At 39.9% G+C, this 12,808-nt stretch carries 11 protein-coding genes; 7 read left to right on the forward strand and 4 right to left on the reverse strand.

All coding sequences use genetic code 11. From position 1 onward, the window contains the following. Both ACFVSH_RS04380 and ACFVSH_RS04385 read left to right on the forward strand, forming a co-directional pair. On the forward strand, positions 1-488 hold a 488-nt coding region (locus ACFVSH_RS04380; protein WP_387705060.1), incomplete at its 5' end, for an MFS transporter. Between the two features lie 159 nt (positions 489-647). Beyond that, a complete protein-coding gene (locus tag ACFVSH_RS04385; RefSeq protein WP_387705062.1) occupies positions 648-5,312 on the forward strand; it encodes a hypothetical protein in 4,665 nt (1,554 codons plus the stop codon). A gap of 62 nt (positions 5,313-5,374) precedes the next feature. Here ACFVSH_RS04385 and ACFVSH_RS04390 read toward each other — a convergent pair whose 3' ends face one another. Beyond that, positions 5,375-6,301 carry a glycine-rich domain-containing protein gene (locus ACFVSH_RS04390; protein ID WP_387705064.1) on the reverse strand — a complete coding sequence of 309 codons (927 nt, stop codon included), beginning with the start codon at positions 6,299-6,301 and terminating at the stop codon, positions 5,375-5,377. A 228-nt stretch (positions 6,302-6,529) separates the two neighbouring features. On the opposite strand from ACFVSH_RS04390, the gene ACFVSH_RS04395 reads away from it, so the two are divergent. From ACFVSH_RS04395 to ACFVSH_RS04415, 5 genes are all read left to right on the forward strand, one after another. Continuing rightward, positions 6,530-6,760, forward strand: a complete 231-nt coding sequence (locus tag ACFVSH_RS04395) for an excisionase family DNA-binding protein (RefSeq protein WP_260287907.1) — start codon at positions 6,530-6,532, stop codon at positions 6,758-6,760. Between the two features lie 220 nt (positions 6,761-6,980). Next, complete coding sequence (locus ACFVSH_RS04400; RefSeq protein WP_387604553.1) at positions 6,981-8,000, forward strand: AI-2E family transporter; 1,020 nt, start codon at positions 6,981-6,983, stop codon at positions 7,998-8,000. A 340-nt stretch (positions 8,001-8,340) separates the two neighbouring features. Further along, on the forward strand, positions 8,341-9,162 hold the full coding sequence (locus tag ACFVSH_RS04405; RefSeq protein WP_387604551.1) for a basic amino acid ABC transporter substrate-binding protein: 822 nt from the start codon (positions 8,341-8,343) through the stop codon (positions 9,160-9,162). A gap of 78 nt (positions 9,163-9,240) precedes the next feature. Next, a complete protein-coding gene (locus ACFVSH_RS04410) occupies positions 9,241-9,897 on the forward strand; it encodes an amino acid ABC transporter permease (RefSeq protein ID WP_061461716.1) in 657 nt (218 codons plus the stop codon). Then, complete coding sequence (locus tag ACFVSH_RS04415; RefSeq protein ID WP_387604548.1) at positions 9,894-10,616, forward strand: amino acid ABC transporter ATP-binding protein; 723 nt, start codon at positions 9,894-9,896, stop codon at positions 10,614-10,616. The genes ACFVSH_RS04410 and ACFVSH_RS04415 overlap by 4 nt, the downstream gene beginning before the upstream one ends. A gap of 70 nt (positions 10,617-10,686) precedes the next feature. On the opposite strand, the gene ACFVSH_RS04420 is transcribed toward ACFVSH_RS04415, so the two are convergent. The 3 genes from ACFVSH_RS04420 to ACFVSH_RS04430 form a co-directional block, all read right to left on the reverse strand. Continuing rightward, positions 10,687-11,058: a hypothetical protein gene (locus ACFVSH_RS04420; RefSeq protein ID WP_260287910.1), complete on the reverse strand. Its 372-nt coding sequence runs from the start codon at positions 11,056-11,058 to the stop codon at positions 10,687-10,689. A 162-nt stretch (positions 11,059-11,220) separates the two neighbouring features. Then, positions 11,221-12,102: a cidABC operon transcriptional activator CidR gene (gene cidR / locus ACFVSH_RS04425; RefSeq protein ID WP_387705065.1), complete on the reverse strand. Its 882-nt coding sequence runs from the start codon at positions 12,100-12,102 to the stop codon at positions 11,221-11,223. A 167-nt stretch (positions 12,103-12,269) separates the two neighbouring features. Then, positions 12,270-12,695, reverse strand: a complete 426-nt coding sequence (locus ACFVSH_RS04430) for a universal stress protein (protein ID WP_387604544.1) — start codon at positions 12,693-12,695, stop codon at positions 12,270-12,272. Positions 12,696-12,808: the final 113 nt, after the last annotated feature.

The raw sequence follows: 12,808 nt of genomic DNA on the forward strand, positions 1-12,808 counted from the left end.
GGCTATACACAGCGGAAAAAGGTGTAGATGGCATTCAGTGGTACTTTTTAGTATATGCAATGGCCCTCATGGTCACGAGATTATTCGCGGGGCGATTATATGACCGAAGGGGACATCGAGCCATATTCGTGCCTTCAACATTACTCATCATGACTGGGATGCTGTTGCTTGCGTGGATGCCGAGTGAAACCGTTCTTTACATTGCAGCAGTGCTTTATGGATTTGGATTCGGTTCTGTCCAGCCGGCGCTTCAGGCATGGTCGATTGAAAAGACGCCACCAAATCGGAAGGCGATGGCGAATGCAACATACTTTTCATTTTTCGATCTTGGAGTGGGCATAGGTGCCATCGTGTTCGGGCAAATAGGCTTCCTCTTCGGCTATAGGAGCATCTATATCACGGCAGCCGCCTCCATTTTCATTTCAATGATCGTTTATTTGTCCATCATCAGAGGCGAGGATAAAATAAAATCAGTGGAAAGACGTTGAATGGCTTCAATAGAAGTCATTTTTTTTTGATGTAGGGGGAACACCACTGTTTTTTCATTACGCCCTTAATATTCAATAAATGTAAAAACTTTGTTATTATCGAAAAGAGAATATACATAAGATGATAGAAGGTCAATTTGAAGGAAGGGGAAGCTTGGGATGAATGATTCTTCAAACGAGGAAATGACAATAGAAAGAAGGAAGCGTATTTTCCAAGAAGAGCTGGGTGCTTTATGGGAAAGGCGGCTCATCCCTAAATCAGAATATATCCGGATTAGCAGGGCATATGATCGGCATTTCCAATTAGCCCTCCATAAACAAAAGCGCTTAGGACAGGAAAAAAAGATCCAAGGACATGAAACGATTATCGGTGAAAGTGCAGAGGTGAGGGGACAAGATAGCCTAATCGAGAAATCTTCATTGAAATTACGTGAATCCAGTGGAGTGAACGAAACGATAACGAAAGATGAGAAGTCCTCGTATGAAACTAATGGATCGGCTTTCGAGGAAAGTCTTGAACCTGTCAAGGAGATCACTGATAGGAAACCTGGTATTCAAAAGCAGGTCATCAAACGGGAGAAACAGGTAAAACTGGCAAAGCCGAGGAAAACACCTGAGCAAATCAGGGAACGGAATATCTCAGTCATCTTGCTCACCGGGGTCATATTGCTTCTGTTCGGCGGGTTGATTTTAGCAACTTCCTCATGGGGGGAGCTGAATGCGGTCCTGAAAGTTTTCTTTATTGGAATGGTATCCGTCATTTTTGCAGGGATGGCCTTCATCGCTTCAAAGCTGAAGATTGAACAGACCGCTTTTGCATTCCTGACACTAGCGGGTTTATTCATTCCGATTACGATTTTATCAGCTTCATATTATCGGATTTTCGGAGAGTACTTTTCACTTAATGGTGGGGGGAGGGGGCTACTGGGGTTTCTTGGGGGATTACTTTGTTTAGCGATTTATTGTAAGATCGCTGACTACTTTAAGTCGAAAATATTCATTTTCATTTCGATATTCACGTTTGGCTTAACCGGCTATTTCGGATTGGCCTTTGTGACACCGACTATTGAGTGGATGTTTTTGGCGATTGGCATTCTTAATTTAATACTATTATGGAATATTGAGCAATTGAAGAATCAACAAGCATTAACGTTATTCAAACCATTCATTTTTCAATTCATCCAGTTTAAGATCATCGTGGAAGCCTTTGTGATCCTGACGTTATTTTCAAGTAACTTGGTGTACTCGCTAACGTTGATGGTCTTTTCTGTTTTGTTTTTAATTTTTTCGGTCAAATTCCAAAAAAAATATTATGAAATGGCTTTTAGCGCCGTTTTCACGTATGGATATATCCATTTAATCTTTAACTCATTTTTAAGTGAGTATATGATCATTGCTTTTGCACTTGTACCAATCATTTTTACTATGCTATCAAAATATCTGGCAAAATCCAAAATGACTAAGCTTTCCAAGAACTTCATGTTCACCAGTTTGATTGAGAGCGGGATCGTTTTCTTATATTGTAACGCGATGGTGTACCAGGAGAACTATGCGCAAATATTCGTCGCGCTCATGATAGTATCCGCTCAGCTTGTCCATGTTTCCCTTCAATCGAAAAATTCAGGCTTCACGTACCCGGCTGTTGTTGTTTTCAACTTAGCGTTCCTGTATCTTTTCTTTGTTTTGCCAGTCTCTTTTTCTACCATTTTAAGTCTTGTTTTCGTTCTTCAGGCCATTCAATATGTTGGAGTATATTTATATAACCGTCACCCAAGGTACGGCCTGTTTAAGAAGAGTATCTTACTTATCTCCCCAATGATCATGTTAGTGATACTGACCATTAAAGTCAGTGAAATGGATTGGCTTGCAGTTAGTGCTGCACTCGCCGTGATCTCGGGACTTTTCTTCATCACATATATAAAAGTCGATTCAAAGCATATGAAGGAAAACGCCATATACGGATTTCCAATCACTTTCGTACTGGCTCTGGTTGCTTTCAATCCATATTTGTTGGAGAGTTTAGAGTGGGTCCGGTCAAATATAACGCTCAGCGTCTATTTAATGGGGGTTTCACTGATTTCCATCGGTGCAGCTTACACATTTAGAAGGGGTTATCATAAATTCTTTCCTGTTTTTGCATATAGCGCACAGATTCTTTCCTTCCTTTCCTTGATATCGATTCCATTCGATTCACTGAAGCCTTTGGAGGAAAGCGGGGTCATTGCCATTGCTACGGCAATAAACGGCTGGGCCGTCCATATACATCGGAAGCACATATTCTGGGTGCCTGTCGTGATTACAAGTGCAGGCCTATATGCCTCACTCTACGATGTTTTTGATTTTGGTTTAATGGTATTGAAGCTTGCGTTTGTGCTGCTAGGTCCTATTATCTTTTTCCTTTTAGGAGAATGGCTTGGTAAATATTCGTACAAAGGGAAATTGTACTTCCAATATACTAGTCACCTTGCCAATTTACTGGCGATTCCTGTTGGATATTTGCTCATTGTTTATACGGAAAGTTCTCCGTTCCTATATGCTGCACAACTGTTGATTTATATGTTGAGTGCTTTAAGGACACATGTGAAATGGGAAAAATACGTTTTTACGTACCTAGGGTTTTCAGCCCTTTTCCTGCAGGTCCATTTATTTTTTGCAAACGTGGGGCAAAGGGCATTCATAACACCAATATCCATGATGATTACAGCAGGGCTCATAACCATCCTGTGGTCGGTTTCCAATAAGAATTGGAAAGGAATCATGGAGTATTATCTTATTCCATTCATTCATTTAGGAATAAGCATATCCATATTGGAAACGGCCATCCGGGGTCTTCCGCTTAACAGGGAATTGGTCTGGGTAGGAGTGATGACTGTACAGTTCTTGTTTGCCTGGTATCTGCTCATGAAAAGGAATTGGCGGAACTATGTTGTCGTTCCTCTAAGCATGGCCTTCATCTTTTATAATATGTATGTAAATACATTACCTTTGGTTATGGCGATCATCGTATTGCTTGTATGCATGACTGTGATGGTGATGGTCAGCAGACACCATTTCAAAGGATTGGTCAACCAAGAGGGAACGAAGAGAGTCATTGATTATTATCGGATTTTTGGCTTGTTATATCTGTGCACCCTAAATCTTGAAGTGTTTATGAGCGGTACGGGTTCTGCAATTTTGGGGATTTTTGTTTCCCTGCTGATGCCTGGCTACTTCATCCTTATGGAAAGATTCACAATCCATAAGAAAGAAAGAAGCAATTATTTGGGAATAGCGGCCATCATCGGACTTTTCCCGTTCATCAATATTTTGGACTTTGCCCATGCACTCCCAATCATCACGAGTTTGGCCGTTCTTTTTGGCTGTATGGCAGGAATGCTATTGTTAAGCAGGCTGTATTCCAGCCGGTTACTCAAGAAAGACGGATCAGGCATCGTCATCTTTGATCCTTTCAGGATCTATGGTTTATTCTTTTTGATCGATATGAATGCGGAAGTTTTTAATGATACTAAACATCAGTTACTCCAAGTCTTTGTATCGCTTCTGTTAACCGCTTATTTCATTTTCCCGAGAAGCATGACAGCGGAAAAGCCAGAAAGGAAAATCTATTCCAATATTGCTGCACTAGTCAGTCTGTATCCCTTCCTAGTCATCGTCGGCTATGCCGACAGCCTATCGGTTGAAATGGGATTGATGATCCTTTTCGGCTGTATGTCAGAGATGTTGCTTTTAAGCCGGCGTTATTTCGATGGTTTAATAAAAAGGGAAGAAACAGGCATTTCCATCGATGCATACAGGATATATGGCCTGCTTTTCTTACTCGCCATGAATAGGGGAATTCCAGTAACTGAAACATCAAGCCAGTTACTCGAGGTTGTCGTATCGCTCTTGATAACGGTTTACTTCATCTTGATTGGAAGTTTCACAAAGGATGTAAAAGAAAAGGGCATCTACGTTTGGCTGACGGGAATTCTCAGTTTGTATCCCTATTGGACCATCATCATGTACGCGGATACATTACGGCCTTTCGTTGGCGTGGCAGTCCTTTTTGGGTGTACGGCCATAATGGTACTGCTAAGCAGGAAATTCTTTAAAGGCTCGCTATATAAAGGTGGGTCAGGACTTCAATTGGATTTTTACAGAGTCTATGGTCTGCTGTTTCTTCTTGCCATGAATATAGATGTTTTGACGGGGGGGCCAGCACATTTCATTTTGGAAATCTTCGTGGCGCTTCTGATTCCGGCCTACTTCATTTTGATGAGAAGCACGACGACAGGAATGTTGGAAAGAAAATCCCAGTTGGCTGCAGCGATATTGTTCAGTTTATATCCATATTGGGTCATTGTCGATCAGCTCACGATACCTCCTGTACTAGAGGAGGAGGTGATTATTCTGCCGCTATTCATTGTCAGCACCACTCTGCTGAGGAAAATCTTCGTTAAAGGCAAGATCACACAATATATCGAAAGTGGTATTGTTTTCCTCTTATTTTCAGTCTTGATCATTGATGCAATGGCAGGAAACACCTTATATGATGCGCTCATTATCGGCACGGTGTCATTGGCAGCTATGCTCTTTGGATTCATGATGAAATACAAATCCTATTTCATCGCTGGAACTGGGACCATTTTATTCAATGTCTATATGAATACCAATTCGATGTGGGGCGAGATGCCATGGTGGCTGTATTTAATCATCGGCGGCGGTCTGCTTATCGGAATTGCATCTTTCTTTGAATGGAAAAAACAAAAAGACAACCGGACATCGAAGGAAGTACTTGAGAAAAATAAACAAAGGATAAAGAATTGGTTCAATCGGTGGAATTAATGAAGAGGGAAAATTTGAAAAAATAAAAAACGCTTGGGCATACCAAGCGTTTCTTGTGAAGCTCAAGACGAGCAAGAGCTGCATGAAGAGCAGCTTGAAGAGGAATCAGAACTGGCGTCATGGGAACCGTTATGACCGCCATGATCGGCATGGCCGGATCCAGAGGAAACTGTGTTCGCTTCATTCCCGAAAATATCTTTAAATTCGCTGTCAAAATCATCGGTGCTTGCATAAGTGAAATAGGCAGGAGCCGCATAGTCCGTCTGGTCGTACGTTTTCCGCCAATTCAATTCTGTCATGGGGCGATTTTCTTTAAATCGGGAAGTGAAAGTTTCAAAGGTCCGTTCCGCTTGCATACTTGTCGGTTTCCTCATATATTTCTCTTTTAACTGCTCCAGTTCCAACATTTCAAAATCACGTAGAAGCGTTTGCCCTTTATCATGTTTGAAAAATTTGCCCCACTTTTGAATGGAATTGGAATCCACGGTAAATAGCTGAACATAGTAAAAGTCGAAAAGAGTGCGCTCATCGGGTTTGAAAACAGGTTCTGAATGAGGATGGTGCTGAATGGTCCTACCGATGAAAGCTTGGCAAAACTCATCATATTCCCGTCTAGATTTCAGCATGATGTGCCACAACTCATCGATGACTGAATTAAACATTTCAACTTTTCCAAACACTGCAGCCATGATCAAGTAGCGTTTCAATTCACGCCAAGCCTGATTGACCTTTAACTGTGAGTACCGTGGATGCTTCAGGCGGAATTCAGTATTGACCTTCTCCATATAATTGAAATCCAGTGCATGATTAAGCTTTTCCATCAATGCTTCTGAAACGATTTCCGTTGCATGCAGATCTAAAGTTTCAGCATGGTATTTACGGAATTCATTTTGATAGCGTTCTAATTTAGCTGGTTCACTTAGTCCTTTAACGAAATTGACCAGTAAAACAGTAAAAATTGCCGCAAGAATGACATAAAAGAAAGTCATCTTTGTCCACTCCTCTAAATATATGGGTATATTACTTTAACATTATCTTACATGTTCTCGGAAGGGATTGTAAGTTTTTTGAACAAATCGTTCCATTAACGGAACTCGATTAAGCTGTGGAGGTTGCATGCCAGTTTCGTCCTCAGGCAAAGGGGGCTTAAATCAAAAACCAAGCACTTCAAAATATCCTTCATATCTAGTATAGTTAGGAGGAAAAGGGGTGAAGGCATGTACTTGACAGTAAAAGAGACTGCGGAATATCTATCGATGCCGGAATCTTATATAGAAAGTTTGATCGTTCAAAATAAAATTCGAACCGTTTATGATGGTGAGCAGCATTTGATTTTTAAAGATCAGTTTAATATGCATCTTGAACAGATGGAGAAGTATAAGAAGGAATTAGCGGATTATTATAACGAACCCATCCCCGAAGATATCGATGTGAAGGATGAAGATTAGCATCTGCCGGTTTGGCAGATGTTTTTTCATGCAGAAATGGCTTGGGATAAAGGCTTGAATTTTCCAAAAAGGTCATAACGGCGTCTCTATCATGGGTTTTACTGATCATTCAAATAATTTTGTTGTCAATGGAAGGTAATTGTAGTAGAATTCCTCAATTCCGTGTAAAATAAAAGGTAAAGGAATTATAATGGCAGAACGGTAGTTAGGAGATAGGTAAGTGGTAAAAGAGTATTTGCAAAGTGAAGGTTTTTCAAGGTTAATTACATTAATTGTGTTAGTCCTCTTTTTAATAAGCATCGGTAGTATGGTTAATATCGTGTTATTCACATTTGTTTTCACTTTCTTGATGGGAAGGCTGGAGCAATTTATCATGATTCGGCTGAATAAAGTCATGCATATCAACTCCAAGGTTGTTATAAGCTTTTTATATGTAGTCGTCATTTCTTGTTTAGCCATCGTACTTTATAAATATCTACCGGTCATTACGCTGCAATTCACGGAATTAGTGACACAGATCGTTTTCTTCTTTCAACATCCACCAGATAGTAGGGTCATTCAATATGCCATTAATATAATGAACGAGCTGGAATCGCCGCTCGATCTTCAAAAACAGATGAATACACTCTATCTTTATATATCCGATTTCGGTAAACTGGCATTTCAAATTTTCATTTCCATGTTGCTTAGTCTATTTTTCTTATTGGAAAAGGATAAAATCATTCGTTTCACTGCTAAATTCAAGCGGGCCAAATTTAAATCTTTCTTTATAAACCTAAGCCACTTTGGCGTCAAATTCATCAATTCATTCGGAAAGGTGATTGAGGTCCAGTTCTTGATAGCCATCACGAATGCTGTCCTATCTGTAACTTTCTTATGGATTCTTGGCTTCCCGCAGTTGCTCGGTCTAGGAATCATGATTTTCTTCCTGGGTTTGATTCCGGTTGCAGGGGTCATCATCTCCCTCATTCCACTGAGCATGATTGCCTATAGTATCGGCGGCATGCCCAAAGTGATTGCTGTATTAATCATGATTGTTGTGATCCATTCAATTGAAAGCTATATTTTAAATCCGAAATTCATGTCGGCAAAAACAAATCTTCCAACATTTTTCACCTTCATCATCCTCTTGTTTTCCGAGCATTTCCTTGGAATATGGGGATTGATCATCGGAATACCGATCTTCATCTTCCTGTTGGATATGTTGGATATTGAAGAGGGGAATACGGAAGTCCCATAATAATCATTCGAGCAGCGGCCACGCTAATATGGCTGCTGCTTATTTTTGTTCCATTAAACCTTTTGAAAGATGGCGCTAACTGTTTTCAATATAATATCCATTAATTTGAGTAAAGGGGAAAAGAGTGCGTCTCTCCCTATTAGAGCATAGTTGCGTTTTTGGTTTACCAAGTTAATTGATTAAATTTTTATTTTACTAAAGTTATTTATCGACTTTTTATTGCATAAAAAAACAAATAAACGTATAATATTCTTAAAAGAATATACTGAAAGTTCTGTGAAGTTAGATTTATCTGTTTTTTTAAAAAAAGGGAGTTTACGAGAGAGAAGAGGGGATTATTTTGAAAAAGGTTTCTTTTTTAGTGTTTGCCATGGTTGCTTTTTTGTTACTTGTCTTGACAGGATGCGGGAAGGATAAGGAAGTCTCGACAACTGGTAAAGAAGAAGGGTCCAATGGGAAAACACTGAGGATCGTGACGGACGCCAACTATGCTCCATTTGAATATCTTGAAGGAGATAAGATTGTAGGGTTCGATGTTGATTTCATCAATGCCGTTGCAAAAGAAGCGGGTTATGAAGTTAAATTGGAAAGTGTTGGTTGGGATCCGATTTTTGTTGAAATCGAAGGTAAGAGAGCGGATGTCGCCATATCTGCGATTACAGTGAATGACGAAAGAAAACAATCTTATGACTTTTCTGTTCCGTATTTCTTATCCACAAATAAGATTCTCGTTCCTGAGAATAGTGATATAAAATCTGGAGATGAATTGAAAGGAAACGTCATTGCCGTTCAGACTGGTACTACTGGACAGGAAGCGACAGAGAAACTCCTTGGAAAGAATCACAAGGATATTAAAAAATTCGAAAATAATAACCTGGCCATTCAGGAATTACTTAAAGGCGGAGCTTCGGCTGTCGTAGCTGATAATACAGTCGTTGAAGAATATGTGAAAAATAACCCCGATCAAAAACTGAAAGTCGTTGAAGATAGCAAAAGCTTTAATGAGGAGTTTTATGGTCTTATGTTCCCAAAAGGCAGTGAATTGAAATCGGAGTTCGATAAAGCTGTGAATGCCATTTATGAAAATGGGAAATATGCAGAAATCTATAAAGAGTGGTTTGGTACTGATCCAGATATTGAAACGTTGAAAGCACAACAATAAAAACAAATGGATAGTAAAAGATTGCGTAACTTTACGTGTGAAGTTACGCAGTTTTTTTGGCCTTAGGAGGGAAACAATATGAGTTTTCGCTGGGATATTATTTTTGAATATGCTCCTTTCTTATTAAAAGGAACGTTGCTTACAATAGGGCTGTCGGTTTCCTCCATCCTCATCGGAACTTTTTTGGGGTTATTGATCGGTTTAGGGAAAATCATGAGAAACAAAGTGCTTGCCTTTCCATTTTACTGTTATGTCACGGTTTTTCGCGGAACACCGCTTTTAGTTCAAATCTTTTTAATCCATTTTGGAATTGTGCCCTTTTTTACTGGGGAAACGAATGCAGTAACTGCCGGTGTCATTGCTTTATCTTTAAATGCAGCCGCATACATTGCCGAAATTTTCCGGGCGGGCATTCAATCCATCGATAAAGGGCAAATGGAAGGGGCGCGTTCATTGGGAATGACCCATACCCAAACAATGATACATGTTGTATTGCCCCAAGCTTTCAAACGAATGATTCCTCCGTTAGGAAATGAATTCATCGTATTATTGAAGGATTCATCCCTGCTTTGTGTCATTGCTGCCCCGGAATTGATGTATTGGGGGAAAGCGATGGGGAGTCAGTACTTTAAAGTGTGGGAGCCATACTTGGCGTGTGCCTTCATCTATTTATTCCTGACCCTCATTTTAAGTTTCGTATTAAATAGACTCGAAAGAAGGTTGAAAACAGAATGATCAAGGTGGAGAATCTAAAGAAGTCATTTGGCGAAAATGAGGTATTGAAAAATATCAATGCAATCGTTTCCCCTCGGGAAGTAGTCGTGGTGATTGGTCCTTCTGGGTCGGGTAAATCCACATTCCTCAGGTGTATCAATCAACTTGAAACGATAACGGGAGGCCATATTTTCATTGAAGGGCTTGATACGACAGACAAGAAGGTCAATATCAATAAAGTCCGGACGGAAGTTGGCATGGTATTTCAGCATTTTAACTTATTTCCACATAAGACTGTTCTTGAAAATATAATGCTTGCGCCTATAAAGGTCCGCAAAATATCCAAAGAACAGGCTTCCCAAAGAGGGATGGAACTGCTTAAGAAAGTGGGACTTGCCGAGAAAGCGAAGGCATATCCGGATTCATTATCGGGGGGACAAAAGCAACGTGTCGCAATTGCCAGGGCGTTGGCGATGGAGCCCAAAATCATGCTATTCGACGAGCCGACTTCCGCTCTAGATCCGGAAATGGTCGGTGAAGTTCTTGAGGTCATGAAGCAACTGGCTAAGGAAGGCATGACCATGGTAGTTGTGACCCATGAGATGGGGTTTGCAAAAGAAGTTGGAGATCGCGTGATTTTCATGGACGAAGGTTATATTATTGAAGAAAATATTCCAAGTGAGATTTTTAATAATCCCCAACAGGAAAGAACTAAAGCCTTTTTGAGTAAAGTGCTTTAATTACACGTAAAGAAAAAAACCTTCCATTAAGGGAGGTTTTTTTCGGAGCATATCAGGATATCAGGGGGCTTCATTTGATGTATGAAGCTCCTAAAAGCGATTCAGGGCTTTTACCGAGCACGAGCATACTGATTTTGGCATATCCAATATTTTTAATTTGGGAGAAGGTCTGAAGTAATACCTGGATATTCGGATCATCCTTTAACTTTTGAACTTCCTCTATATATAATCCGATAACGGAGGGCATAACGAATTCAGGGGTATATTCGTTTGGATTTTCTTCCATGATTAATGTGCCCATAAATTGATATTTAAATTGAAGAGCCCGTGTTAAGGCAACGACATGGAGCAGTTTATTAAATAGTTCGGGGTAAGAATATTTAATTTTCTCCAGAGCTGCTTCTGTTGCCTGTAACTCATCGACACTAGATAAAGTGATCATGAATATCTCCTTTTTAGAATATATTGGATCCATCAGCATTTACCGTGCATTTTACTTATACTAGTCTACCCTCGCCGTAACGCCTTGTAAAATGGTTAGATGTTATCATGTGCATAACTCAAATCTATGATAGTGCTTACATCAATCATGCTAGATAATTCACTACTTTTGAGATAGCGCTTCCCTCGTATATTTCAGCCATTCTTTTGCAGCGTATGAAAGGTAATGGTCCTTACTCCATATAAATCCTAAATTCCAACTGATGGAGGGGTTTTTAACCTTGATTGTCTTTACGCGCTCATCATGGCGGCATAAACCTTCCGGTAATAGAGCAACGCCAAGTTTACAGTAGACCATTTCCTCAATAAAATCCCAGCGTGAGCTTTCAGTAACAATATGTGGAGAAAAACCAGCTTCATTACAGGATGAAATGATGAGATCTCGGAGGACGTAATCTTTATTGAATAAGATGAAAGATTCGTTTTCCAGGTCGGCCAAATCGATTTCTTCCTTACATGCATGCGGATGGGTGGGATGAACAATCAAGTTGATGTCTTCTTCCAAAAAAGCAAAATGATGAAAAAGTGCGGTGTTGGTTGGCAGGACTATTACTCCTATATCAATTAAGTCATTTTGGACGGATTCTTCTATTTTCTTTGAACCATCCTCTACTAATTGAAAGGTAATATTGGGATAGTTCTCGTGAAAACGGCTAAGAATCCGGGGGAAGAAAGAAGCGTCGATGATCGGCGGCAGCCCGATGCGTATATGTCCCTTTTTTAAACCTAATAAATTGTCCATTTCCGTTTCTAAATTGTGAAAGGCCTTATCAATCAATTTTGCCTGCTCTAAGACAACCCTGCCTGCATCGGTCAAGATCAGTTGCTTGCGTGAACGATCAAAAAGCTCAACACCTAGCTCGGTTTCCAGGTTTTTAATCATCTTGCTGATTGTCGGCTGGGTAATGAATAAATGGTCGGCAGCACGAGTGAAGCTATTGAAATTAGTTACTTCTATAAAGTATTGCAAATGTTTAATATCCATTGCGTCACCTGTTATCCTCGTTTAAAATTAGTTTCATTTTACCCGTAAACGGAAGTGTTTGTAAAACATAGTAAGCTTTACTTGGTTTTCATGCACGCATAAATAAGCTGGATTCCCAAGGGGAACCCAGCTTATGAAAAGACTGGCAATAATATCCGCCGTAAATTTTATTTGACCAACAAGACGGGCACTGGGGAACGTTGAACGATGTAGTGGCTTACACTGCCAAGGAATTCCTTGAAACCACTCAATCCGCGGCTGCCCATGATGATAAGGTCACAATTCTGGGATTTTGCATGTTCCAATAAAGTCGTGATGGCTGAGCCCTCTACGACAAATGTTTGGGATGCATTCGGGATTTCGGATAAAAGCGCTTCCGCTTTTTTAACCACTTCCTTGCCATACTTGAGCATGGATTCTTCAATTTCCTGAAATGCATTGCCATATATATTTGATTTGATTGGCAATGTTACAGCGTGAAGCACTTGGATTTCCACAGCGGGATCCAGCTTCGCTAATTCAATCGCTTTTTCTAAAGATTTAAGTGCCAATTCAGATTCATCATAAGCAACTAATATCCTTGAACATAGCATTGATCGATCATTCCCTTCATTTAATTAATATACCTATAGTATATCAATTTAAATCTTTCATATAGTTTCATATATTATAAATTTTGTGAATATTTATTGAAGTTTACGTTTAC

The organism is Peribacillus sp. NPDC058002, from assembly GCF_042886655.1.
Lineage (GTDB): Bacteria > Bacillota > Bacilli > Bacillales > DSM-1321 > Peribacillus > Peribacillus aracenensis.

Coding starts and splice junctions, on each gene's coding strand:
- ACFVSH_RS04395 (WP_260287907.1), top strand. CDS start 6,530: ATGTACTTGACAGTAAAAGAGACTGCGGAATATCTATCGATGCCGGAA.
- ACFVSH_RS04390 (WP_387705064.1), bottom strand. CDS start 6,301: ATGACTTTCTTTTATGTCATTCTTGCGGCAATTTTTACTGTTTTACTG.
- ACFVSH_RS04385 (WP_387705062.1), top strand. CDS start 648: ATGAATGATTCTTCAAACGAGGAAATGACAATAGAAAGAAGGAAGCGT.
- ACFVSH_RS04415 (WP_387604548.1), top strand. CDS start 9,894: ATGATCAAGGTGGAGAATCTAAAGAAGTCATTTGGCGAAAATGAGGTA.
- ACFVSH_RS04410 (WP_061461716.1), top strand. CDS start 9,241: ATGAGTTTTCGCTGGGATATTATTTTTGAATATGCTCCTTTCTTATTA.
- cidR (WP_387705065.1), bottom strand. CDS start 12,102: ATGGATATTAAACATTTGCAATACTTTATAGAAGTAACTAATTTCAAT.
- ACFVSH_RS04430 (WP_387604544.1), bottom strand. CDS start 12,695: ATGCTATGTTCAAGGATATTAGTTGCTTATGATGAATCTGAATTGGCA.
- ACFVSH_RS04420 (WP_260287910.1), bottom strand. CDS start 11,058: ATGATCACTTTATCTAGTGTCGATGAGTTACAGGCAACAGAAGCAGCT.